The following is a 25,933-nucleotide window of genomic DNA, read 5'->3' as shown; positions in this document are numbered from 1 at the left end:
ACGCTTATTATAGGTGAAATCTATACAGCTGTGAACGAACATTGCTTTTTTAGTGGTTTTAACTTACTCAATCTTTTTAGCATGTATTTTTTATCGTTTAGCAGTTCTATACTTTGTTGTCCTATACAGGGGTTTTGGCGTTATCATATAATAAATATGACGAGGTCATATTTTTTCTTAATAGCAAGTAAGGCTTATCACTATGTTATTTATCGAGACGGATTCGCCGCCCCCTTTTTATCAACAAAAACTGACTGCTACCAGACGTGAACAATTAGATAAATGGTTCATTAGTCATCGTAGTCAGCGTTATTATCTTAAGCGCTTTAAGCAGTTTGATGAGCAAGGCTATCTATCGCCAAAATGGCATTGGGCGGCATTTTTTGTCACCTTTCCTTGGCTGCTCTATCGTAAGCGTTATATGGATGCGATTGTGTATAGTGTGGCAGGCTGGTCATTTATTCAGCTTAACGTTGCCATTGTGCTGGTCACGTTTGAATTTGTAGCGATGTCCTATATACCCGATGCTTATCAAATGGCAGTACGAGTAGGTATCGCTGCGGTGATTTGGCTGTTTTGGTCGTTTATGGTGGCACGCTGGACCGACGCTTATTATTATCGAATGGCGCGACGTGAAATTGCCGATGTTATTGAAGATTATCCGCAAGACGAGGCCAGACAAAAAGCACATTTGCGTCGAGAAGGCGGGGTTAGTTTGTTTGGTTTGGCATTGGGCTTTGGATTTTTCGCCTTTGCTTTAACGGTCATTAAAGTGCAGTTTTTACCTATTATCGCGAAGCCGAAAGCCAATGAGGTGTTATTCAATGCTTATGACATCACCAAAACGACGCAAAACCGTGTGGCTGTGATTTATCAACAGACTGAGCAGTGTCCGGTTGATTTGCCATTTGACATAGAGGATCCGCAGATTAAGGTGCGTATTGATACTCAAGTACCGGGCGTGCCCAAAACAGATTGCGCAGTTGTAGGAACGATTCAGAATGTTAAGTTTCCACTGCGTTATCTCAATGAGCAAACAGTGGTTTTTTATCATGTGAAAGATAGCGATAGCTGGCAGTGCACCAGCTCGTTAAATGAAAAGCTAGCGCCCCCAAATTGTTCAACGGATTGAATTATTCAACGGATTAACAGCTCTTTTAAACTTTGGGGTCGGTAGCGGTAGTGTCTTTTTCATCAACTGGTGTCGCTTGGCTTTTTAGCGCATCATAAAAGTCGCTCAAATCCATTTTACGGGCTTTATCGATATCTTCGTCAAATAAGCTCTCAAGCTCTGCCATCGCGGATTGGGCTGACTCAATCATGCTGGCTTCATCATCATAAATCGCTTGCTGACGTTCAATCAAATCGTCATCGTAGTCACGGAAGGTTTGTACCGTTTCGCGGGCTTTTTCTGGTGAAATTCCGAGCAGCTGTAGTGATTCACGCGACATATCTAGCGATGACAAATAGGTCTCGCGCCAAATATGACGGACGCCCACCTCACGCAGGCGATAGTAATGCTGGCGGTCACGCGCACGAGCTAAGACAATCATGTCTGGGTAGTTTTTACGCAGGTATTGAGCAGTGGTAATAGAGCGCTCTAAATCATCGATGGCGAGAATAAAGACGCGGGCTTTTTTGATACCAGCCGCGCGCAGTATCTCAGGGTTTTTCGGATCGCCATAATAGACTTGGTTACCAAATTTACGGACGAAATCGACGCGATTTGCTGAGCGCTCAATGGCGGTAAACTCGATATTGTGCATACGTAGCACTCGACCAATAATTTGTCCAACGCGCCCAAAACCAGCAATAATTACCTGATGTTCATGGTCTGGAATCGTATCATATTCGCGACTGGGTTTACCTTTAGCAAATAATGGCTCACCAATTTTTTCTAATAACAAAAATGCCAGTGGTGTGAACGCCATAGAAATCGTCACGACAAGATTTAGGGTATTGGCAAGCTCAGGGCGCAAGACGTTCTGCGCTGTAGCCACACTGAATAAAACAAAGGCGAACTCACCACCTTGAGCAAGCGTAACGCCCAGCCGAATACTGGTCGGCCAACGATTACCGGATACTTTTGCAATCGCGGTAAGAACGCCGAATTTAAGAAACATCAGCCCCATCGCACAGCCGATGATAAAAATAGGCTTAGCTAAGATGAGTTTGACATCAGTCAGCATGCCGACCGACATAAAAAACAGCCCTAATAGCAAGCCTTTAAACGGTTCGATACTGGCCTCTAGCTCGTGGCGATACTCAGAATCTGCTAGCAAGACGCCAGTCAAGAATGCCCCTAATGCCATCGATAGACCAATCTGCTCCATCAAGATAGAAACGCCCATGACGATGAATAAAGCCACAGCAGTCAGTAGCTCTGCGGCACCGCTTGAGGCGACAAACTTGAAAAATGGTCTAACAATGTAACGGCTAGAGAAAATCAAACCGGCAAAAACAGCAAAAACTTTACCAAAATAAATCAAATCATAGCTTTGTTCGCGAACGCCTGAAAGGAAGGGGATGATAGCCAATAAGGGAATAACAGCAATGTCTTGGAATAATAAAATAGTAAATGCTTCACGACCATGGGTGCTCGATAATTGTTGCTTTTCAGTCAATATCTGTAGTACAAATGCCGTAGAGGAAAGGGCCAGACCAAAACCAACGATAAAGGCGGTATCGAGTGGCAAGGCAAAAAACTGGTGTGATAGCCACATCAATAGCGTGCCAGTCAATCCGACTTGCAAACCACCTAACACAAATATCGAACGGCGTAGCGCCCAGAGTCGTGAGGGTTGTAGCTCAAGTCCAATAATGAACAGCAGCATGACGACGCCAAACTCAGAAAAATGCAATAAGCTCTCAGCGTCGCCCGCCACATCTAAACCACTAGGGCCCAATATCAAACCAGTGATGAGATAACCTAAGACTGTTGCAATACCAAAGCGCTTGCCCAGTGGTACAAACAGCAGCGCTGCTCCCAAGAAAATCGTAGCTTGTAACATTAAGTTTGGTGAGCCGGCGGCGGCAGCGAGCATCTGGAATCCTTAGCAAGAACAATAAAATAAGCAGTGAAGCAAGATTATAACAATAATAAAAACTATTTTAGCATAGGTTATTTTTTACGATAAATCTTCCACACGCCATTATCTGCTAGCGGATTACGATAAGCATCGTTACGGCGCTTACGAGGTGTCTGCCGACTGTCTACGATTTTAAAGTCGGGCAGAGCATGGACGATAAGCCCAGTACGATAAAAGCGTACTCGTTCAGGCTCTAGCATCTCGCCCTTGTTATCTCGGCAAAAAACATAAGCGCGTAGATCGATAAACTCACGATGGGCGACCAAACGCGCTTCATCATCGTTATCAAACACGGCTGCCATACGCTCAATGTCATCAGCGTTATAATCGCCGCATTTATCTGTGAGTGCACCAACCGAGCCAAAGCTTTTAGATTCTTTAGCACGGGTCTTGGTCAGATGTAGTCTTTGAACATGATAGATAAACTGTGGTATCTCAAGGCTGGCTGGCAGTGGCAGGTAGTCGGGCGGCAGATTGGCAGCGGGATAAAATGCCATCGCCCGCTCAAGCAGGTTATGCCAATGTTGCTGGTATGCTTGGACTTCAGCTAAATTGCCTTCATAAATAGGCATATCACGGATTTGACGTAAGATATCAGGCGGGAATTGCTCATCTCGAAAGCTGGCAATGTCTTCTTGCAGCGTTGACAGCAAAACTTTGGCGTGTTTTTTGCCGTCTTTTGAAGTGGGGTCGTCGATATAGTCTGGGGCGACAAATTGTGCTGAACGTCTAGACATGGCTGAAGGTCATCAATTGGTTATGAGTGAGGCTTTAAGTCTTAAGTATACAGAATTTATATTAAAGATATGGCGGCGAGTCTAAATTTCCCATCATTTTTAACATGCTATTACAATGCTAAAAATCAGCGTGATATAAGCTCATACACAATAAAGTCTTTTTTATTTATCCGAATCTACTTTTTTAAGTGTCATCTGTATCTATAAATAGGCGGCGTGGCATGAGTTATTACAAAATCATTTCTTATAAATAAGCGTTTAGCATTTTTAACCAAATATCATGAAAGGCGTTACTCATTGAAAGTTTTTATTAGAATAATATTGAGAGTTATTGGCGCAGGAGTAGGGCTGATACTTGGGTTGTGGTTGGTTATGGCCTCAAATATGGGGCCTGCTTATCTGCCGCAAGTGATGGATGGTGCCTTAGATTTCTGGATTAGAATAAGTCTATTGGGGGTAGGTCTTGGTATTTGGATAAGCACAGTAGTGTGGTTACTGTGGCTTATAGTATGCTATTTCTATGATTTGGTTAGGCCTGACCCATAATTGATGAGGTTTAGATTTATTATTACCTTATATTTTAATGATTGTGCCCGATATGACTATTGCCCTCAACAGCTTGCTCTGAGATATCACAAACTAGGGCATCACTATGGGTATTGGTTTGCGGATGCGAGGAGCTTTCGACTTGAATCGTGGCATGGTGAATGCCAAGCTCAAGCAGGCTTTGTTCCAGACTGGCAATCAATAAGCTTGATTCGTGGATACTCATTTCACCATCGACCACCACATGGCAAGATAAGGCGTTTAAACCACTGGTAATACTCCAAACATGCAGGTCATGAACTTGCTGCACCTGTGGGTGGGCAAGCAGTTTTTCTTCAACATTGACCAAAGATATGCCTTCTGGCGTACCTTCCATTAAGATATGTACGGAATCACGCACCACGCGGTAACCGCTAAACATGATAAGTATTGCAACAATCACTGATGCTGCCGCATCCGCCCATACCCAACCAAAACTCATCATCAATAGCGCGGCTACAATAGCCGCAACCGAACCCATTAAATCACTCAATACATGCAAGTAGGCACTTTGCATATTGAGATTAACAGGCTGTTTGTTATCCGATGCGTCGCTTGTTAATTTGGCATCATTCGCCTCATGTTTATCTTTATGTGAACCATGATTATGTCCATCGCCACTACGGCTGCCGCGATGCATCAGCCAAGCGACCAAGATATTGACCAGCATGCCGATAGTGGCAACGATGAGCATACCTTGGCTGGCAATCTCTGGCGGTGAATTAAAACGTTTAATCGCCTCATAAAAAATCATTAAAGCAATAATAACCAGCGTCGCACCATTGACGGTCGCGACCAATATCTCAAAACGTTTGTAGCCATAGGTTTTTTGATGGGTGGCTGCTTTTTCGCCGATTTTAAATGCCATCAAGGTAGCGCCAAGTGCGATCGCGTCACTTAGCATATGACCTGCATCGGACAGTAGGGCTAAACTGCCCGTCAATAAGCCTCCAATGGCTTCGACAAACATATAGCCAGTAATAATCAGAAAGCTAAACAATAAGGTGCGTTGATAGCCTTTGGTATCTCGCGGAGCGACTGTTTGTTCTAAATGTTCGTCATGGTCATGATGGGTGTCTGAAGAGTAGTTGTTTTCCTCGTTTTTCTGAACGTGTTGATGCCTATTAGCCGAATCATTCTGCTGAGAAAGGCTGTTTTTTTTAGGTTCTTGATGGTTCTGATTCATAGCAACACTCAGGATGATAGAAAGTGAAATTGACTTTTATAATGGCATTAAACACTGTGAAATGACATATCTCATTCTTAGGGTTTACTTAGCGTTTAATAACTGATCATTAAGAGTTACCAACCGACAGGGTCAATATCTAACGTTAGCTTAAGGTATTTAGCGCTTGGCAGAGCAAGTACGGGTTGCCACCATTGGCTTAATACTTGGTGTAATTGCTGTCGATTCTTACCTAGCAGCAAAAGCTGGGCGTGGTAGCGGCTGTTCTTTTTGCTCATTGGTGCATCGATAGGGCCAAGCACGGCCAAATTATGGCCATTTGGTAGATTAGCAATCGCATCTTTTAGCGCTTGGGTAGTGGCGGCAAGAGTTTTGCCTTCACAGCGTATCAGTGCAGCATGGCTATGAGGAGGTAGCCCCATCATCCTGCGTTCTTGCAGCAATTCGCGAGCAAACGACAGATAACCATCCTTGACCAGCTTTAATAATAATTCATTATCGGGTTGCAACGTTTGAATCAGTACGCGACCTGCCTTGTCTCCCCGTCCTGCACGTCCCGCCACTTGAATCATCAATTGGGCAGTATGTTCAGGCGAGCGAAAGTCAGCGGATAAAAAGCCGCGATCAGCGTTGGGTAAGCAAACCAGCGTGACATTGGGAAAATGATGACCTTTGGCGACCATTTGCGTGCCGACTAATATGGCAGGCGTGCCTTCATTGATACGCTGATAAATATTTTCCCAGCTGTCTTTACGCCTAGTGGTATCGCGATCGATTTGAATAATAGGATACAGCTCTTTACTGGTTTGCGGGTTGGCAAAAATTGCATGCAAGTTTTCGCTGAGCCTTGTGGTACCCATACCTTTGGCATCGAGATTTTGACTGCCACAATCAGGGCAAGCCGTCGGAATATAAGCCTGCCAGTCACAATGATGACATTTTAAATAAGAGTTGCTTGAATAACTGCTCCGCTGAGCTTGGCTGCCATAGTGAACGGTTAAATGCGCATCACAGCGCGGGCAATCTGCCTGCCAACCGCAAGCCTCGCATAATAACACTGGCGCATAGCCGCGACGATTTAAGAATATCAATACCTGATCACCGGCTTCTAGGGTTTGTCGTATCGCCCCGATAAGTGCATCGGTCAGCCCTGTATCATAGCGCGTGCCATTGTCCGTCGTTTGCTGATGGGTGCTTTGCAAGCGTGCATCGATGAGCTGTATGGTTGCAGGCTTTGCATTACCGGGGCGAGTTTGTAATTGACACTCCACCAGCTTACCATCATCGATCAGTTTTAGATGCTCAAGAGACGGGGTGGCGGTGCCAAGCACAACTGGAATATTATATTGCAGGCCTCGGTAAAGCGCGACATCAGCAGCATGATAACGCAGCGTATCTTGCTGCTTGTAAGAGCCATCATGCGCTTCATCAACGACGATGAGCCCTAAGTTTGCAAATGGATAGAGCACTGCTGAGCGCGTACCGATAATGACTTGTGCATGACCAGTGCGGCAATCTTGCCAGCCCTGTAAGCGGTGGGTATTATTCATACCTGAATGTAATAAGACAATATTAGCGGCAAAGCGACTGGCAAACCGCGCGCGTGTTTGCGGTGTCAGTCCAATTTCGGGCACTAGAATTAACACTTGCTTGCCAGCTTCCAATACCGCCTGCATCGCCTGTAGGTAGACTTCGGTCTTACCACTGCCGGTAATGCCATTTAATAAAAACCCTGTATAAGACTCAGATTTATGCGCGGTAACAATAGCCTCAACGGCAAGTTGTTGCTCCTCGTTGAGGTCAAGCGGCATTGTGGCGAGTTTAACAGGGGCTGGCGCTTGCTTTATCTGAATATAGCGCTCAATTAGCCCTTTATCTTCTAGTGTCTTTAAAAAGGTGCGCTGCAACCCTTCTAAAAGCAGTACATCTTCACTCGCGCCGTGTTCACCATGCAGTTTTAACATATCGAACTGCTGTTTTTGCTTTTTTGCATTGGCACGAAAGTCGTCATCAGTGATATGAGGCAAAATTCGCCAATGGGTAATAAGTAAATCTAGCGGTTTGCCCTGACGCACTAAGCTTGGCAAGATAACGGCTAAGACATCGCCGAGAGGATAGTGATAATAACGCGCCAGCCAATGAGCCAGCTTTAACATACTGGCACCTAGAATTGGCTCAGCATCTAAGCATTTATTAATAGGTTTGAGTTTGTTGCGGGGTACGCTACTCTCAGTTTCAGCAATATGAGCGACGACGATACCGATTAACGTTTGGCGACCGAACGATACTTCGACGCGGCTGCCAATTTGCGGTGGCTGTATTGATGTGTCATTCGACAAAGTATTGATATCTGCCGGTAAACTATAATCAAATACCCGATAAAGGGGTACGGGCAACGCAACTTGTACCAACATAAAAGGGCTTCGCAGAATGATTAAGGTAAGATGAAATAAACAGATAGAAACCAATAAGCTTAGCATGATGCTAAGCTTATTATTCTTCAACTTAAAATATTAATATTTACGCAACATCTATAATAGACTTATTCAATATACAAAATAGACTCAATCTCAACCACACCGCCTTTAGGCAATGCTGCTACTTGAACAGCAGCACGAGCAGGATATGGCTCGCTTAAATTGGCCATGAATACTTCGTTTAATGCTGCAAAGTCATTTAAGTCGGTCAATGAGACATTAAATTTAACCACATTCTTCAAGCTACCACCAGCCGCTTCACAGATGGCTTTAATGTTTTCAAATACTTGCTTGGCTTGTGCGTCAAAACCCTCTCTTAACTCCATAGTTTCAGGGTCGAAGCCCAGCTGACCTGAGATATAAACAGTATTACCAACTTTGACGGCTTGTGAATAAGTGCCAACGGCTGCGGGTGCTTTATCAGTTTGAATGGTTTGACGGCTCATATTATATCCTTGTAGTATTTTTGGTGTTTGATGTGCTGACTCTACTTGCTAAGAGGTTAGCAGAAGACTTTAATGCTATTAAAGTTTTATAAAGCTAAAAATTAAATATCCCTGCTTTCACATAATATTTAAGCAGCAGAGACTTTCACGCTTATTCTAACTGAGTTTATAGCTGATATAAACGGATGATATTTGGGAAGCCAAGTAACGAGCGTAGTTCACGAATACCTTTAGCCAGATGATTGCGACTACGAACCACAATATGGATGATCGTATCACTGCTACGCACGTCAACCGTTTCTACCCCCATATTTAACTGGCGCAGATGGTAAATGACCTCACTAATTTGTTCATCACTGAGGGCAATTGACAGCTTTAAATAAGCAGGAAAACGAATTTTGCCGCTGTTTTTTATATCGTTCTCGCCAGCTTCACCTTGTTTGACCGCATTGTCATTGCGCCAACGCAGTTGGATGACTTGATAGGGGTTGTCTTTACGAATCTCGTCTAGTGAGAAGCATTTATGTCGATGGACGACCAGACCGTGGCGGGATAAATGGCCAACGATAGGGTCGCCATAGATAGGGTGACAGCAGTTAGCAAAGTCTAGCTCGACCCCAGAAGTATTCACTATCAGCTGTTGTGGCTGGGTCATGTCATTGCTGTGCTCTTGTGCTTGTAAATCACTGACTTCATCGCTGAACAAGCGTGTCACTATCAGCTGTGGTAGTAGCGTACCAGAGCTTATTTGCTCAAATAGTGCTTCTTTTTCGGTTAGGCCGCGCCATTCGATGAGGTTTTTCCAATCACTATCCGTTAAGTCATCGAGACTTTTTTGATAGGTTTTTAGCGCGCGATCTAGGGCTTGACTGCCGTGATGCTGTTTATCAGCAGTTGATAAGTCTTTAAACCAACGCAGAATCTCTTCACGTGCCTTGTTGGTCACTACAAACCCAAGCCATTCCGCTTTTGGCTCTGAGTGGCTGTTGACTTCGATTTCAACCAATTGACCATTTTTGACCACGGTACCAAGTTTTGCAGGTTTGCCGTCGACACTGGCACCGACCGCGACGTTACCGACCATAGGGCCGACAGCATAAGCAAAGTCTAGCGCAGTAGCCCCTTGTGATAGCTCATAGGCACGGCCTTGCGGGCTGTAGCAAATGATTTTGCTAGAATGTAGATAATCCATTAACTCATTAATGGTAGAGACCGCCGCTGAAAAATCGGGGCTATTTTCATTTAAGCTGTCTTCATCGACCAAGTCTTTCATATTACGTAGTGAGGCTTGAATAACCGACTGGCTAACATCGGAAGCGTGTTCTGCACCAATGACACCAAGCCTTGCCGCGCTTTGCATTTGCTTGGTTAAAATCGTGACTTTGACAAAATCATTATCACGCTCATAGATAAGCGTGAGCGACTGATTGCCGCCAGGTAGTGGCCGGCGAATATTATCAGCGATATGACTGTCATCTATCTGATATTTTTTAATCAAATAATAAGCCAGTTTGTCACAAGCTTCGATGTTATCGAGGACGATTTCAAACGCATAATGGCGGAGCAGCGCATTAATTTCCCCACGATTACGGAAGAATTGACGAAAGATAACCACGCGATTATCTAAGACTTTCACCATGCCATTAAGGTGAAGGTTATTCAAAACAATGCTTAAATAGCGATGGATGGCTTCTCTTTGAAAATTACGCCCAAGCCCGTGTTGTAGCAGCTTATCAGAGATTTTGTTATACATCTCAGAATCAAGGTTACGATAACAGAGCACTTCAATATAATCGGCAATATCATTAAGTCCCATCAGCCGCGCAAATGGCACATAAAAATCTAGTGTCTCTTGAGCGGTGGTGCGCTGTTTTTCGGGGCGTACAGCGTCAAGCGTCGACATATTATGTAGTCGATCGGCAAGCTTAATAATTAATACCCGCGGGTCAGCAAGCGTGGCTGTTAGAATTTTATGAAAAGTAGCGGCTTTATTTTCTTGTTTGTTATGCGTCGATGATTTCAGTTTGGTCACACCGTCGACCAGTCTGGCTACTACTTTGCCGTAACGCTGTTCAATCTGTTCGTCACTGACATCAGTATCTTCAACCGTATCATGTAAAATAGCAGCAATAACGGTATCTCGATCCAAGCGAAAGCCAGCTAGTATTTCGGCGACCGCAATCGGATGGGTGATATAAGGCTCCCCTGATTTACGCTTATCTTTAATATGCGCTTTATCACCGAACTCGCAGGCATCAACAATATCACGACGTTCGGCAGCAGTGAGATAACCGACTGAACGGAGTAAATTATATTGAGCGTCATCGACCAGATGATGACTGAGCTTGGGTAAGGTTTGACTCATAAAGTGACGATCCTGTGTTCCACTAGCTAGCTACTTGACCACTTATAACGATAAGATAAATGGTGACTGAATAGATGCTGATCTACTATTGAAGGGGGATTAAGAGCAAAAATTGGGTAGATCACCCTCTAATTAATCGTAAATTGCATTCAATGTCAACTGCTAAGCGCGCAGGCGCTATAAAATTTTGGAAATTTTAACTCAACGGTAGGTTTTGAGATATAAATGGCGACTAAAACCGTCAATTCAATATCATTATAACTAAAAAAACCACAGCATAGGCTGTGGTCTCTATCGTCAGTCAATATAACAGTCAGTATAACTTTGACCTAAAAGTAGTGTTCAGCTTCAATATAATAAACTCTATCCAAGCGGTTTATTAGAAATTAATTATTAGAAGCTATGTGTTAGAAACTATGTGTTAGAAACTATGTGTTAGAAACTATGTGTTAGAAACTATGTGTTAGAAACTATGTGTTAGAAACTATGATCGCCTGACAAAGCCAAATCTAATGAGCTCGTTGCAAAATTATGCTCTGGCTGGTTTAAAATATCACGGGTGATTTTACCAGCAGCAATTTCACGTAATGCCAATACCGTTGGCTTGTCGTTATCGACATCAACCATAGGCTCAGCGATACCTTTGGCTAACTGACGGGCGCGTTTGCTTGCGACCAAAACCAGCTCAAAGCGATTATCAACATTATCCAAACAATCTTCAATCGTCACTCGTGCCATAAATAGCTACCTCGGTTGTTTTTATTAGCGACGGAACTTGCCCGCCACTCAATAAAAATAATATCAAAAATATAAAGGGGGATAGCGACATATTATAGCATTTTTTGCTCAGTCGCGTAGTTGCTTTTTATATCTAACGCTTAATTGAGCCATAATGTCTTTTGGCACACCGCTTACTCTTCTGTTTTAGCATGTAGCAAGTTGGTAATCGTGCGATGATAACGCTGCTGTTGACGACTTAAGGTCTGTCTATCTGCCACGATGATGGCTTTTAATTCCGTCAAAGCGACTTCAAAATTATCATTAATAATGACAAAATCAAAATGTACGTATTGCGCCATTTCAGTCACTGCACCAGCCAAACGTTGCTCGATGACCTCGATAGTATCTTGCCCACGCGTCGATAAGCGTTGACGTAAGGTGGCAAGACTTGGCGGTAAAATAAAAACCATCGTCGCTTCAGTAAATATTTTTTTGACTTGTAGTGCACCCTGCCAATCAATCTCTAAAATCACATCGACACCTGCGTCCAGCTGCGCCCGCACGCTTTGTTCTGAGGTGCCATAATAATTATTAAACACCTCAGCGTGTTCTAAAAATTGACCAGCACCGATAGCTGTCACAAAGCTATCGACATCGGTAAAATGATAGTGATGGCCGTCAATCTCGCCTGGACGCGGCGCTCGGGTAGTGTGTGAGATACTGACGGTCAAGTCATTGGTCGTGGCAAGTAGCTGCTTTACCAGTGAGGTCTTGCCCGTACCTGAAGCGGCAGTGATAATAAATAATGAACCTGTCATACAGTTTGTCCTAAAGGCTGGTAAAAATAAAAAATACCATCATGTATGGTAGTAGAAATCGTAATCGATACCTCATTATAAACTGCTTTAAAAGCAAATTATGCTAAAGTAGGGTATCGATTTTATCCCAACTTTTGAATTAAAGCTTTTGATCCCAATATTTTGTATGGTTGATTCAATATAATTTGGATACAAGGAAGGCGAGTGCAAGTACTACAACTGGTAGACTAAGCGAGCCTGACACCGTATCCGATTGATATAGGATTGGCTATATCTAAGCTTTGATTGTAAATTATCTAATGATAGGCCTTCTTATGCAAATTTATCTTGCCAATCCACGTGGGTTTTGTGCTGGTGTGGATCGCGCGATTGCGATTGTCAACGAAGCATTGACACGTTTTGAGCCACCCATTTATGTTCGTCATGAAGTGGTCCATAACAAGTTTGTGGTTTCTGATTTGGCCAATCGCGGCGCGGTATTTGTCGAAGAGCTGCATGAAGTGCCCGATGGTTCGATTGTTATTTTCTCCGCTCATGGCGTCTCAAAAGCTGTTGAAGATGAGGCAGAACGCCGTGATTTAACGGTGTTTGATGCCACTTGTCCTTTGGTGACTAAAGTACATATCGAAGTCGCTAAGTTTGCGCAAGATGGAATGGATGCGGTATTGATTGGACATGCTGGGCACCCTGAAGTAGAAGGTACGATGGGGCGCTTTAACCGTCGTCATGGTGGGCAGATACATTTGGTCGAAAACGAAGCCGATGTTGAAGTATTGAACGTACAAAATGCGGAGCATTTGGCCTTTGTCACGCAAACCACTTTATCCATGGATGACACCGCGCGCGTCATCGATGCCCTGCGTGAAAAGTTCCCCAGCATTCAAGGTCCGCGTAAAGACGATATCTGTTATGCCACCCAAAACCGCCAAGACGCGGTAAAAGATTTAGCCAGCCGCTGTGAAGTAGTGTTAGTAGTCGGTTCGCCAAACTCATCAAACTCCAATCGTCTGCGCGAGCTAGCAGAGCGTATGAATTGCCGTGCCTATTTAATCGACAATGCTAATGAAATGAACAGCAGTTGGTTAGACGGGGTGCAGAGTATTGGTGTAACGGCTGGCGCGTCAGCGCCTGAAGTGCTGATTCAAGAAGTGCTACAACAGCTACAGGATTGGGGCGGTGAATTGCCGAGCGAGCTGTCAGGGATTGAAGAAAATGTAACTTTTAGTCTGCCCAAAGCATTGCGGATTCCAGTAACCCAAGTTGGCAAGTAAGAATAAGCGTGCTTTGTACAGCGCATTAATTAGGTAAAGCCGAATGAAAAAACAGAAAAAAAGATTTGTACTGGCAGAGGCCACTGTTGATGAGATTAATAAACAATTGAAAGTCAATATGTTTGTGATTGTAGTGTTGGTATTCATGCTTTTTCTTAATATAGTGCAATTTATGAACAGTTACAGTCTTTTAATAGGTGGGCTCATTATTGTTGGGGTTATTCTATTATTTGTAATGGCTAAGAGCCGTACATTGCTTAATATGAGAAAGCAAACGCTTACCCAGTAAACGATAACAAGTACACAATAAAAAAAGGATAGTTATGTCAGCTTATTACAACTTTATAAAACGCGAACAACAAGAAGATGGCAGTAGCGTAGCGCACTATCAGCCCACCCAACATGCACAAGGCGCGTGGAATGAGCATGAGCAACATATGGCGCCAGCGACAGGCATACTCACCGCTGAGTTAAAAGGTTTTGTGCCACAAGCGAACATGCGCATTGCGCGTATTAGCCTAGATATTTTAGGGTTGATACCGCTTGATGATTTCACGATTACCACGCGCTGTATTCGTCCGGGTAAGACCATTGAGCTGATTGAGGCAGTCATGAGTAGTCGTGGCCGCGACGCCATTATTGCTCGTGCTTGGCGACTGATGACCCAAGATACCAGCGCGATTGCGGGGCTTGAGGATAAAAAATCCGTATATAAACCTGAAGATTTGCCAGCTTGGGAGGATATGAAAGGCTGGCCAGGCGGTTTTATTGAAAGCGTGCGTTTTGTGGCAGAACCAAACCGCCGCTCAGGTTGCGGTATGGTATGGGTAACCAATGATGTCGACATGATAGAAGGCGAGCCTACCGATGATATGGTACATCTATTGGGCATGGCTGATACCGCTAATGGCATCGTGCCACGCGTCGGTCTTGGTTTATCAAACTTAGAATGGATGTTCCCTAATACCGATTTGCAAATTCATATGCATCGTGCACCACAAGGGCGTTGGCTAGGTATTGAAGCCGTACAACAATACGGCGCTGATGGAATAGGGTTGACCAGTGCCGTATTGCATGATGAGCATGGACCTTTTGGTCGCAGTGAGCAGATTTTAACCATCCGTCCGATGCCGCGTTAATGCTAAGACCTATTGAGTAGGCAGCTCTTATTGTACTATCAAAATTGTCTTATCAAAAACCACCCTATGAATAAAACCTATAGTCAGTGAGAAGTAATATCGCTATATCACGTACTGCAGGTACCGTTTTTTCTTGCTTGCTGTGCCTACGCAGACAGAGGCTGCAAAAAAACTATACCCGCAGTATCGTAGCGTTTTTAAAGTATTTTAACTATTGTGGATAAGTTGAAAAACTAGTAATTCTGAAAAACAAAACGAAAGCATGTGATTAATTTATTATACAAATTGATGCTAATCAGTTGTAATAGCAATCAACAAGGCAACGATATTGCACTGACAGGTTATTATGCATAAAAACAGCCGTTTTTCAGAAAAAATGACAACTATTCTGGAGCTATTAATAGAAGCGTATTCAGAATAGAATTTATACTTTAATCCATTTGTTATTCAAAGGAGTATGATTTATGAGCAATGATATGAGCGATAAAAAATGTCCTTACGCACCGACCCAATTAACGATGGGAAATGGCGCACCAGTTGCCGATAATCAAAATAGTCTCACCGCCGGCAAGCGTGGACCATTATTGGCGCAAGATATTTGGCTTAATGAAAAACTAGGTAATTTCGTTCGTGAAGTGATTCCAGAACGCCGTATGCATGCCAAAGGCTCAGGTGCATTCGGTACGTTTACCGTGACTCATGATATTAGCAAATATACCCGCGCTGATATCTTTAATGAAGTGGGTAAGCAGACTGAAATGTTTGCGCGCTTTAGTACAGTAGCGGGCGAGCGCGGTGCTGCTGATGCCGAGCGTGATATTCGCGGTTTTGCGCTAAAGTTTTATACCGAAGAAGGTAACTGGGATATGGTGGGTAATAATACGCCGGTGTTCTTTTTACGTGACCCACGCAAATTCCCAGATTTGAACAAAGCGGTCAAACGTGATCCACGTACCAATATGCGCTCGGCGACCAATAACTGGGATTTTTGGACTTTGCTGCCAGAAGCATTCCATCAAGTGACCATCGTCATGAGTGATCGCGGTATTCCTGCCTCATTTAGAAATATGCATGGCTTTGGTTCACATACTTATAGCTTTTGGAATACAGATAATGAGCGTTTTTGGGTCAAATTCCATTTCCGTACTCAACAAGGTATTAAAAACTTAACCGACGCAGAAGCGGCAGAAGTAGTCGGTATGAACCGCGAAAGCAATCAAGAAGACTTGTATCAAGCGATAGAAAATGGCGATTTTCCTAAGTGGAAAATGTATGTGCAAATCATGCCAGAAGCTGAGGCTGATAGCGTTCCTTATCATCCATTTGATTTGACCAAGGTATGGCCAAAAGGCGACTATCCACTGATTGAAGTCGGTGAGTTTGAATTGAATAAAAATTCTGACAACTACTTTGCCGATGTTGAGCAAGCGGCATTTGCCCCAAGTAACTTGGTGCCAGGCATCAGCGTTTCTCCTGATAAAATGCTACAAAACCGCTTGGTGAATTACGCCGATGCCCAGCGCTACCGTGTTGGTGTCAATCATCAGCAAATCCCTGTGAATAAGCCGCGTTGCCCTGTGATGAGCAATCATCGTGATGGTCAAGGCCGTGTTGATGACAATTATGGTGGCCGTCCGCACTATGAGCCCAATAGCTTTAGCCAGTGGCAAGAGCAACCTGACTATGCTGAGCCGCCATTAAAGATTAATGGTGATGCGGCGTACTATGATTTCCGTGAAGACGATAGCGATTATTTCAGCCAACCGCGCGCGCTCTTTAACTTAATGAGTGCTGAGCAGCAACAGGTGCTGTTTGAAAACACGGCTGGCAACTTGTCGGGTGTGCCTGACTTTATTCAGTATCGTCATATTCGCAACTGCAACTGGTGTGAACCTGCTTACGGCGCAGGCGTGGCCAAAGCCTTAGGTGTAACCGTAGAAGAGGCTATGGCTGCCCGCGAAACTGATCCAGCTGGTCATTTACCTAGCTGCTTATAATTTATAAATTTTATAAGACTGTCTCTATTAAAAACTTATTTTTGTCAAAAAACACCGTTCTAGAAAACTAGAGCGGTGTTTTTGATTGAATTATGTCTTTGATCTTGAAATTTTCTGCTACGCCCCTATTAGTATAAACAGCTTAGCGGTATTCAAAATGATACCAAACCCAAAAAGTACGATTAGCTGTGTCAAACTCGCTTAGTCTACCGTGCGTAGTACTTGCACTTGTTTTCCTTGCTATTCTAATTTTTGTGAATGGTATTACGCTTCTCTGATATTTATTAGAGTAAGTTTGGTTTGATTGCTGTTATTTTATAATAAGTTTCTAATACAAATTAACGGAGTTTTTTATGAGTGAACAGACCCAAGTGGATGGTAAAAACCCTGAATTAAAAAAACATACCTTTGAAGCTGAAGTGGCGCAACTACTGCATTTAGTGACGCATTCGCTATATTCTAATGCCGATATCTTCGTGCGTGAGCTGGTCTCTAACGCCTCGGATGCTTGCGATAAACTGCGCTTTGAAGCGACCAATGATGACAGTCTTTATGAAAACGATGGCGAGTTAAAAATTCGCATTGCCGTCGATGAAGACGCCAAAACCATTACCTTTACCGATAATGGCATTGGAATGAATGAAACCGATGCGATCGAAAACCTAGGCACGATTGCCAAATCTGGTACCAAAGCATTCTTAGACAAATTGTCTGAATCACAAAAGCAAGATGGTCAATTAATCGGCCAGTTCGGGGTTGGTTTCTACTCCGGGTTTATCGTTGCTGATACCATTAGCGTTGAATCACGCAAAGCGGGCGAGCCTGCCGATAAAGGCGTGCGCTGGGTATCAGACGGCACAGGCAGCTTTACCGTTGAGCCTATCAGCAAAGACACGCGCGGCACTGCCATTACCTTGCATCTAAAAGAAGAGTATTCTGCAGGCGAAGACAGCTATCTCGATCGCGGCAAAATCAAGGGCTTAGTCAATAAATATTCAGATCACATCAGCTTACCGATTCAGATGCGTAAAGAGGTTTGGCAAGAAGATGAGGCTGAGGAAGGCGACGACGCTGAAAATGCCGCACCAGCTAACGGTCAAATGGTTCTGACTGACGAATGGGAAACCATTAACAAAGCCAGCGCACTATGGACACGTTCAGCATCTGAGATCGAAGATGACGAATATATCGACTTTTATAAAAACATTAGCTATGACATGGACGCGCCGCTCACATGGACCCATAACCGTGTAGAAGGCCGTGTACAGTATACTCAGCTGTTATATATCCCTACAAAAGCACCTGCCGATTTATATACTCGTGAGCAGCAACATGGTTTGAAATTATACGTCAAACGCGTCTTTATTATGGATGAAGCTGAGCAATTATTGCCGATGTACTTGCGCTTTGTAAAAGGGGTGATTGATTCCGCCGACTTGCCATTGAACGTCAGCCGTGAGCTATTACAAGAATCACGTGATGTGAAATCTATCCGCGATGGTAACGCCCGTCGTACTTTAACCTTGCTAGCAAGCCTTGCCAATAGCGAAGACAGCGACAAGCAAGAAAAGTTCGCCCAGTTTTATAGCGAGTTTGGCGATGTCATCAAAGAAGGTCTAGGCGAAGACATGGGCAATCAAGAACGTATTGCCAAACTGCTTCGTTATGCAACCAGCACTCAAGATGGCGAAACAACCAGCTTTGAAGACTACAAAGGTCGTATGAAAGAAGGGCAAAAAGCCATCTATTATCTAACCGCTGATAATCTAGCGGCAGCAAAGAATAGTCCGCAACTTGAGCTGTTCAAAAAGAAAGGCATCGAAGTTATCCTGATGACCAGCCGTGTCGATGAATGGGCGATGAACTTTTTAACCTCATTCGATGAGACACCACTGCAAAACATCGCCAAAGGTGCGGTAGACTTGGGCGACTTGCAAGACGAAGAAGAGAAAGCAGAAGCTACAAAAGCTGAAGAGACACTAAAACCAGTGGTGGATAAACTCAAAACGGCTTTAGGTGAACGCGCCAAAGACGTGAAGGTATCGACGCGTTTGGTTGATAGTCCTGCCTGCTTGGTCGTTGGTGAAGGTGAGCTGTCGCCACAAATGATTCAGATGCTGAAACAAATGGGTCAAGATGTACCAGAAAGCAAGCCCACGCTTGAGGTCAACCCAGATCATCCACTGATTAAAAAGCTTGAAAGTAGCGAGCAGTTCGATGATTTGGCTCAAGTAATTTTTGACCAAGCGTTGCTAGCAGATGGTGGTCAATTGGAAGATCCTGCTGCTTATCTTAAGCGCGTTAATGAGTTGTTGATGAGATAATATTCAACACGCCCTAGTATTTAATAAAAAAGGAGGTCTTTAGTCTAAGGCCTCCTTTTTTTATAGGTTTAAGAGGGTTTTTTAAGTGAATTTTACAAATCAGCCTTATCCTCTTGACCGACAATCCGTTACAATCGCGATAGATTAGCGGGCTAAACTATTAAATCGTACTTCTCGCTTTTCAACCCTATTTTATCGTGAATTAATTACAATATTTATATCAATATGCCTTATAAAAATGTTCATCTAAGACATAAAAAAGTACTGATATCGAAATATTTTATCATTGATTTACTTTATTTCTATCGACTGGCTAGAGGTCTAAGTCTTTGTCACTTGCGTCGTTAAAAACTGTATCGCTTCAGCGTTTTTCGCTCAATTTCGCTGCCAATATCATTGCAACCTTATGGATGCTGGTCGGATCGACGCGTGCATTTTCTTGGGTCAAGCCCACCTTTATTCAGTTTGCTGTCTTTGCATTATTAGCACTCGGTAGTAATGTGCTGTTTTCTTTTTTGGCTGCTGAACACGGCAGCATCTTTAATGAGCAAGGATTGGTCAGCTATTTAATCTGGCCAATGATTATTCTATTGGGCGGTATTATTTTGGCACGGCGCGCGGGCAATCAAGCGCTGGTTTTTGTGCCCGTAGTACTGTGGTTAGTCGCCGATACATTATCGGCATTGCTACAAAGCTTGGTACAGTTTTTAGGTAGTTATGGTTGGTTGCCGGGCTGGAGCTATTCGTTTTTACCTATCCTGTTCCTCGTGCTGTTCTTATGGCAGACCTTAGCACTATTATGGATATTTTTCCGTCGCCTGCGTATCTCATGGTGGGAGCGGGTGATTGTATTGATAGGTGCGGTGGCACTGTTGACAATCTGGCAGCGTAATGTCGCTGATCAGCCAATTTTTAAGCAGATTCCTGTAGAGTCTGTATTAGAGGAGGCGGCACTGTATGAGCAGCCGCGTCTGCTACAGCAAGCATTAAATAGCATTGATTCGAGTACCGATGGCAAGACCGATTGGTATTTTATGGGTGTTGCTGGCTTCTCTGATCAAAACGTTTTTCGTTCTGAAATTAATAAAGTACGTGAATTGTTTGATGTGCGTTTTGGCACCAGTGGGCGCTCTTTAGCATTGATTAACAATACTTATAGCTGGCTTGATGAGCCAGTCGCCACCAAGACCAGTGTTTTACGAGGTTTAAAACGCATTGGTCAGCAGATGAATGCCGATGAAGATGTATTGATGCTGACGCTATCCTCACACGGTAATGAAGATATCATTCAATTGGCAAATCCTCCGCTTGCAATGGAAAATTTGGATGCCGCATGGCTACGTGAAGCGTTAGATGCGTCAGGTGTCCGCTGGCGAGTGATCGTGGTTTCAGCCTGTTATTCAGGCTCATTTATCGACGAATTGGCGTCTCCAACCACAGTAATAATTACGGCTTCAGCCGCTGATAAAATGTCGTTTGGCTGTACCAATACCGCGGAGATGACCTATTTTGGTCAGGCATTTTTTGCAGAGAGCTTACGTGAAAACACCAGTTTTTCTGCCGCTTTTAAAGATGCCGCTTATCGAGTACAAGAGCGCGAGCTTTACATGGGTTTTGAGCCCTCAGAGCCGCAAATGGTTATCGGTAGTTTAATGGAAACAGCCCTGCCAGCGTTTGAGCAAGTGTTATTTGATAAAACTCTACCATCAGTCGCCAGCATCAAGAACGATACTGCTTCTACCTCTGCCTCTATTAATATTGGTCCCGATACGGACTCAAAGGCTTCTATAGATATCGATAGCACCCCCTAAGAGTTTCTTAACCATAGATGTTTCCCAATCGCAGGTATCTCTTATGAGCCGTCGTGTATTTTATTTAGATAAAAGGAATGTCACTTATGAATAATTCTTATAATCACAGTTTGTCTGCCAGTAGCCAACTGACACAAAAAAGTGTCAATCGCTGCTTTGATGGTGAACAGCATTATTATAGCCACGAGTCGACCTCTACTAAGACGCCAATGACCTTTAGTGTTTATCTGCCAGATGAGGCGCTCGCTGGTCGTCGCTGTCCTGCGATTTTATACTTATCAGGTCTCACTTGTAATGCCGACAACGTCACTCATAAAGCGCATTTTCAGCAGAAATGTAGTGAGCTTGGTGTCATATTTATTGCCCCTGATACTTCTCCTAGAAGTGCTGGTGACAGTGATAGCAATGACAGCGGTAATAATAGCCATGACGTGCCCAATGACGAACGCTATTTTGTTGGGCAGGGTGCCAGCTATTATGTCGATACGACGCAAGCGCCTTGGGCAGAAAACTTTAATATACAGAGTTACATCGTCGATGAATTATATGATTTGCTACGTTCAGAGTTCCCGATTGATACTATCGGTATCACAGGGCATTCGATGGGTGGTCATGGAGCACTATTATTGGGCTTTAAATTCCCAAGTAAATTTGTCAGCGTTTCAGCGCTATCACCAGTATGCGCTGCCAGTGAGTCAGCTTGGGGGCAGGCCGCCTATACAGAATACTTCGGCGATGATAAGTCGCTATGGTCGCAAGCAGATGCCTCGAAAGTGATTGAAACAGTCGGTCAGCAGTATTCGAGCATTTTGGTCGACCAAGGCGCTGCTGACAACTTCTTAGCAGAAGGACAGTTGCAAACATCCAAACTACAACAAGCTTGTGAAAAGGCCAAGCAGCCCTTAACATTACGTTATCAGGCGGGACACGACCACAGCTATTATTTTATCCAAACCGTGATTGGCGATCATATCGAACATCACTGGCGTATGGCGCAGATAAGCTAAAACCATTATATAAGCTGACAGCCTGATAGATAAACTGACAGACGGTTACGCTGATTGTCCAACCACGCTTATTTTTTGGTATAAAATAAAGCTTAGTGGGAAAGAGATTGGTTGGAAACCGTTTGTCATATTTAAAGGTAAGACTTTTATGATAAGTAATTTGACAGCGCAAGTAAGTACTGGTTCAACTCACAGAGCGCAAGCGACTCAATCATCGCTTAACACTATGCAGGCTGATATGACTGCGGCTTTAAAAAATAAGCAGCAAAATAGTATGGCGCAACAAGGTAACTCAAAGTCAGAGGCTACTCACGAAAAATCAACTCAGGCAACTACTGATAGATCGCTCGATGCCGCGCAACTATCAAGAGTAATCGAGATGGCGTGGGAAGACAGAACGCCGTTTGACGCGATAGAGCATAGCTATGGTTTCAATGAGTCTGGGGTTATCAAGCTTATGCGTCAGCAGCTAAAGCCATCATCTTTCCGCTTATGGCGTCAGCGTGTCACTAGCCGTGCCACCAAACATCAAGCCAAACGAAGTTTTGATGTCGGCCGCGCTTATTGTAAAACCCAGTATAAGCCGCGCTAGTTGTTTAAGCTTAGTTGTTTAGGTCTGGTTATTTAAACATAGCATTAGCACGTTATAATATTGGTATTTCTCTTATTTAGGACTGACTATCCTATTATCGTATGGCTTTTATTTAGAACTGACTATGGTGTCGGCACTAACGATAAATCTACTTTTATTAACTCTTTATATAAACCTCAATCAGGTAGCTCAATTATGAATAGCCCTTCTAAACCATATTTAATCGCCCCTTCTATTTTATCAGCTGATTTTGCGCGTTTAGGCGAAGAGGTTGAAAAGGTACTAGAGTCGGGTGCCGATGTGATTCATTTTGATGTAATGGACAATCATTACGTGCCCAACCTGACGTTTGGTAGTATGATTTGTAAAGCGCTGCGAGATTATGGCATTGATGCACCAATCGATGTACACCTTATGGTTAGCCCCGTTGATAGTATGATTGAGCAGTTTTTAGAAGCAGGTGCGAGCATCATCACTTTTCATCCAGAAGCCAGCGGCCATGTCGATCGCTCTTTGCAGTTGATTAAAGATGGCGGGGCAGAGTGCGGTTTGGTCCTGAATCCAGCAACGCCGCTACATTATTTAGATTATGTGATGGATAAAGTGGATCAAATCTTACTGATGAGTGTCAATCCAGGCTATGGTGGTCAGTCGTTTATTGAAGGCACTTTAGATAAAGTGCGCCAAGTCCGTCAGCGTATCATTACCAGTGGTCGCCCTATCAGATTAGAAGTCGATGGTGGTATCAAAGCCAGTAATATTCGCGCGATTGCCGAAGCGGGTGCTGATATGTTCGTCGCTGGTTCAGCCATATTTAACCAAGAAGACTATAAGTCTGCTATCGATGCCATGCGTGTAGAGCTGGCATTGGCTAATGGGCATTAACAGCCATTACATTGAATAATCATTATATAATGTTAAGATATTTTATATAACGATGTGCAGCCATGTACAACGATAAGTCATGTAAAGGTGAAATATGGACACGAAAAAACCAATTAACTCGTCAATACCGCCTGAAGCAGTAAACAGTCCTGAGCAACCCCTTCAGAATGAGCCAAAAAAGCCTAGCTTAGTCCCCAAAGGTATTACCATTGGGCTGGCTGTTTTTGCGCTTGTACTCAGTCTTGCAGGTTATGGCTTTCGTTTGATGGTGGGTGATGACACTGGTGAAGTATTACGCCACGCTGTGGTCATTGTACCGGCATTTATGATTGGTATTCCCCTGTTTTTTTGGATCGGCTCACGTGTGCTCAACAAGGTCAAAGGTATGCATATAGAAAGCTGGAATGCCATTAGTTTGGGCTACTTGACCGCTTGTATCTCGATGCTTTGGTTGATGGGAACTTACAGTTAGTCCTATGCCAGCTAATCTGCTATTTTTGAAGATTAAAGCAAATTGCTAGCGAAATTATCTCCCATCAGGAATTTATTATTCATTAATAAGTGACGCTACTATCGCGTGACTGGAATTTTACATGCGAATCATACCAACCAAAATTGCCAATATCATTTATCCAAAAGACCTACCAAATGGCTTATTTACTAGCTTGATTATAGCTTGTTTGCTGTTAGGACTGGCCTCACTGCGTAACGGTACAGATTTACAAGGTTGGCTCAATGTTATCGAAAACTGGCTGCTTATGCTGCTCATATTCCCTACCGCTACGGCGGCGGTTGCCTTACCTTTCAAATACCGTGACCCGACGTTAGAGCTAAAGCTCATGTACTATCTTGGTATGTTTGTTGCCTTTTTATTTACTATGGCAAAACTGCGCTATTGGCGTTAATCCGTGATACGTTTTTATGTAGTCGATACGGTTAAATATCGGTTTTGCAAAAGACTTATATGACAGCACTTGAATTGTAGGCTTAAAGCGTCCATTGTATGAATAAGAACGTTTTGCCCGCATGACTGTAGGATGATAGCTGTGATACATTAGATTATAAGGTTTTACAGGTATGAAACGGGATAATAAGGAAAAAATTGATGCCATACGATATTGATAATGAAATAGAAGTAGATAACGACAGTGCTGACCAGTTTGCAGGATTTGCTAAAGAAACCACGCTTGAGCTGGTGGAAGCAGAGGATGGCAGATTGCTCTTACGTGACGCTGAACAAGATGAAGCGCCGCTGATGACCATTGATTTTTCTGAAAAGCTCAAAGAGATATTAGGCAGTGATACCCAAGCGATTGGTCAGCATATGATTCATGCGGCGATTCAGGTCATCATGCAAAAGCAAATGAGTCAATGGCACGCGCATGTCTATGATAAAGAGCCAACGCATTATAGTTAATATTTAGTCTATCTAATAATAACAGACACTTAAAATCGCGCGCATAAAAAAGGGTATATCAATGGATATACCCTTTTTTATTGCAAATAGTTTGTTTATAGAAAGTATCTATAAAAATAGTTTCTATAGATAATAGCAACTATTTGATTTTAGCTTCTTTAAAGATCACGTGCTGGCGTACTTTTGGATCAAACTTTTTGATTTCCATTTTGCCAGGCATAGTGCGCTTGTTTTTGGTAGTGGTGTAGTAATAGCCAGTACCAGCAGTTGATACTAATTTAATTTTATCTCTCATGATAGCTTTCCTGTAAATGAGGGGTCTTCAAACGATAGGTACGGATCTAAAGTATTCAGTTGCCACAAATAATGTAGCAGAAAAGCAGCTTAAACGACGAAGATGTTCGAGGGCTTAAGCTGCCAGTCTTAACTTATACTTTTTGACCTTGTGCGCGTAGATCCGCTAACACTTTATCGATACCAAGTTTGTCAATGGTGCGCATACCTTTGGTAGACACACGTAGACGTACAAAACGATTTTCAGACTCTACCCAAAAACGATGGTTATGAAGGTTTGGTAGAAAGCGACGACGGGTTTTGTTGTTTGCGTGCGAAACATTATTACCCACCATAGGGCGCTTTCCAGTCACTTGGCAAACTCGAGACATGGCGAACTCCTAATCTATGAGGTATGAGTTTTTCTCATACCAGTCTGGGCAAGTTGCACGTTTTTGCGGCATGGACACAGCAAGCGGCAAGCTTTGCACCAAACAAAACTATATGAAGGTTGAGCTGGTATGACTGTCATCTAAAGGCAAATAACAGGCTGACCAATTCAGAAAATTTTAAAGCCGACATTTATACCATAAAAGAGAGGGATACTCAAATATTTTTATGATTATTGTTGGTTTAAAGGACAGCCATTATACCTTGAAATGAGCCCGCTATGTTGTTGATTATTTAATAGTAAAGATTAATTTTTAGTTGTAAGTTATAACAAAAGTTAGTAAAGTTGCTGTTATATATTTAATACAATCTGTTAATATAACTGGCATTACTGTAAATCTATG

The 25,933-nt window shown here is 43.3% G+C and carries 23 protein-coding genes; 13 read left to right on the top strand and 10 right to left on the bottom strand.

Annotated features, from left to right (window positions below):
- Positions 1-202: 202 nt before the first annotated feature.
- Complete coding sequence (locus ACT3TU_RS02565; RefSeq protein WP_192524571.1) at positions 203-1,132, top strand: DUF2628 domain-containing protein; 930 nt, start codon at positions 203-205, stop codon at positions 1,130-1,132.
- A gap of 25 nt (positions 1,133-1,157) precedes the next feature.
- On the opposite strand, the gene ACT3TU_RS02560 is transcribed toward ACT3TU_RS02565, so the two are convergent.
- The 8 genes from ACT3TU_RS02560 to gmk all read right to left on the bottom strand — a co-directional run bounded on the left by ACT3TU_RS02560 (position 1,158) and on the right by gmk (position 12,423).
- The gene (locus ACT3TU_RS02560) at positions 1,158-3,044 is read right to left on the bottom strand and encodes a monovalent cation:proton antiporter-2 (CPA2) family protein (RefSeq protein WP_192524572.1); all 1,887 of its coding nucleotides are present in this window, start codon (positions 3,042-3,044) and stop codon (positions 1,158-1,160) included.
- A gap of 77 nt (positions 3,045-3,121) precedes the next feature.
- Positions 3,122-3,826, bottom strand: a complete 705-nt coding sequence (locus tag ACT3TU_RS02555) for a hypothetical protein (RefSeq protein WP_192524573.1) — start codon at positions 3,824-3,826, stop codon at positions 3,122-3,124.
- Between the two features lie 580 nt (positions 3,827-4,406).
- Positions 4,407-5,597 carry a cation diffusion facilitator family transporter gene (locus tag ACT3TU_RS02550; RefSeq protein WP_192524484.1) on the bottom strand — a complete coding sequence of 397 codons (1,191 nt, stop codon included), beginning with the start codon at positions 5,595-5,597 and terminating at the stop codon, positions 4,407-4,409.
- Positions 5,598-5,713: 116 nt separating this feature from the next.
- Positions 5,714-8,077: a primosomal protein N' gene (locus tag ACT3TU_RS02545; RefSeq protein ID WP_192524483.1), complete on the bottom strand. Its 2,364-nt coding sequence runs from the start codon at positions 8,075-8,077 to the stop codon at positions 5,714-5,716.
- Between the two features lie 62 nt (positions 8,078-8,139).
- On the bottom strand, positions 8,140-8,520 hold the full coding sequence (locus ACT3TU_RS02540; protein ID WP_192524482.1) for a RidA family protein: 381 nt from the start codon (positions 8,518-8,520) through the stop codon (positions 8,140-8,142).
- 166 nt (positions 8,521-8,686) lie between these two features.
- Positions 8,687-10,885, bottom strand: a complete 2,199-nt coding sequence (locus ACT3TU_RS02535) for a RelA/SpoT family protein (RefSeq protein WP_192529003.1) — start codon at positions 10,883-10,885, stop codon at positions 8,687-8,689.
- Positions 10,886-11,362: 477 nt separating this feature from the next.
- Positions 11,363-11,623 carry a DNA-directed RNA polymerase subunit omega gene (rpoZ, locus tag ACT3TU_RS02530; RefSeq protein ID WP_192524480.1) on the bottom strand — a complete coding sequence of 87 codons (261 nt, stop codon included), beginning with the start codon at positions 11,621-11,623 and terminating at the stop codon, positions 11,363-11,365.
- A gap of 173 nt (positions 11,624-11,796) precedes the next feature.
- Positions 11,797-12,423: a guanylate kinase gene (gene gmk, locus ACT3TU_RS02525; protein ID WP_192524479.1), complete on the bottom strand. Its 627-nt coding sequence runs from the start codon at positions 12,421-12,423 to the stop codon at positions 11,797-11,799.
- Positions 12,424-12,737: 314 nt separating this feature from the next.
- Between gmk and ispH the strand changes: the two genes are divergently transcribed.
- The 12 genes from ispH to ACT3TU_RS02465 all read left to right on the top strand — a co-directional run bounded on the left by ispH (position 12,738) and on the right by ACT3TU_RS02465 (position 24,866).
- Complete coding sequence (ispH, locus tag ACT3TU_RS02520; protein WP_192524478.1) at positions 12,738-13,694, top strand: 4-hydroxy-3-methylbut-2-enyl diphosphate reductase; 957 nt, start codon at positions 12,738-12,740, stop codon at positions 13,692-13,694.
- Between the two features lie 43 nt (positions 13,695-13,737).
- Positions 13,738-13,983 carry a hypothetical protein gene (locus tag ACT3TU_RS02515; protein WP_192524477.1) on the top strand — a complete coding sequence of 82 codons (246 nt, stop codon included), beginning with the start codon at positions 13,738-13,740 and terminating at the stop codon, positions 13,981-13,983.
- A gap of 34 nt (positions 13,984-14,017) precedes the next feature.
- Positions 14,018-14,833: a thioesterase family protein gene (locus tag ACT3TU_RS02510; RefSeq protein ID WP_192524476.1), complete on the top strand. Its 816-nt coding sequence runs from the start codon at positions 14,018-14,020 to the stop codon at positions 14,831-14,833.
- 464 nt (positions 14,834-15,297) lie between these two features.
- Positions 15,298-16,830: a catalase gene (locus tag ACT3TU_RS02505; protein WP_318779360.1), complete on the top strand. Its 1,533-nt coding sequence runs from the start codon at positions 15,298-15,300 to the stop codon at positions 16,828-16,830.
- 353 nt (positions 16,831-17,183) lie between these two features.
- The gene (gene htpG / locus ACT3TU_RS02500) at positions 17,184-19,154 is read left to right on the top strand and encodes a molecular chaperone HtpG (RefSeq protein WP_192524521.1); all 1,971 of its coding nucleotides are present in this window, start codon (positions 17,184-17,186) and stop codon (positions 19,152-19,154) included.
- Between the two features lie 329 nt (positions 19,155-19,483).
- Positions 19,484-20,965 carry a C13 family peptidase gene (locus ACT3TU_RS02495; protein WP_192524520.1) on the top strand — a complete coding sequence of 494 codons (1,482 nt, stop codon included), beginning with the start codon at positions 19,484-19,486 and terminating at the stop codon, positions 20,963-20,965.
- A gap of 86 nt (positions 20,966-21,051) precedes the next feature.
- The gene (gene fghA, locus ACT3TU_RS02490; protein ID WP_192524519.1) at positions 21,052-21,972 is read left to right on the top strand and encodes an S-formylglutathione hydrolase; all 921 of its coding nucleotides are present in this window, start codon (positions 21,052-21,054) and stop codon (positions 21,970-21,972) included.
- Between the two features lie 373 nt (positions 21,973-22,345).
- On the top strand, positions 22,346-22,564 hold the full coding sequence (locus tag ACT3TU_RS02485) for a TIGR03643 family protein (protein ID WP_318779320.1): 219 nt from the start codon (positions 22,346-22,348) through the stop codon (positions 22,562-22,564).
- Positions 22,565-22,759: 195 nt separating this feature from the next.
- A complete protein-coding gene (rpe, locus tag ACT3TU_RS02480; RefSeq protein ID WP_192524518.1) occupies positions 22,760-23,449 on the top strand; it encodes a ribulose-phosphate 3-epimerase in 690 nt (229 codons plus the stop codon).
- A gap of 94 nt (positions 23,450-23,543) precedes the next feature.
- Positions 23,544-23,921, top strand: a complete 378-nt coding sequence (locus ACT3TU_RS02475) for a hypothetical protein (protein ID WP_225735264.1) — start codon at positions 23,544-23,546, stop codon at positions 23,919-23,921.
- A gap of 121 nt (positions 23,922-24,042) precedes the next feature.
- Complete coding sequence (locus ACT3TU_RS02470; RefSeq protein ID WP_192524517.1) at positions 24,043-24,354, top strand: hypothetical protein; 312 nt, start codon at positions 24,043-24,045, stop codon at positions 24,352-24,354.
- A 200-nt stretch (positions 24,355-24,554) separates the two neighbouring features.
- On the top strand, positions 24,555-24,866 hold the full coding sequence (locus ACT3TU_RS02465; protein ID WP_192524516.1) for a hypothetical protein: 312 nt from the start codon (positions 24,555-24,557) through the stop codon (positions 24,864-24,866).
- A 139-nt stretch (positions 24,867-25,005) separates the two neighbouring features.
- Here ACT3TU_RS02465 and rpmG read toward each other — a convergent pair whose 3' ends face one another.
- Complete coding sequence (rpmG, locus tag ACT3TU_RS02460) at positions 25,006-25,161, bottom strand: 50S ribosomal protein L33 (protein ID WP_010201403.1); 156 nt, start codon at positions 25,159-25,161, stop codon at positions 25,006-25,008.
- A 133-nt stretch (positions 25,162-25,294) separates the two neighbouring features.
- Positions 25,295-25,531: a 50S ribosomal protein L28 gene (rpmB, locus tag ACT3TU_RS02455; RefSeq protein ID WP_149488796.1), complete on the bottom strand. Its 237-nt coding sequence runs from the start codon at positions 25,529-25,531 to the stop codon at positions 25,295-25,297.
- Positions 25,532-25,933: the final 402 nt, after the last annotated feature.

Origin of the sequence: Psychrobacter sp. AOP3-A1-26 (genome assembly GCF_052378235.1) — a bacterium.
GTDB lineage: Bacteria > Pseudomonadota > Gammaproteobacteria > Pseudomonadales > Moraxellaceae > Psychrobacter.
This window is presented reverse-complemented; position numbering and strand designations above follow the sequence as displayed.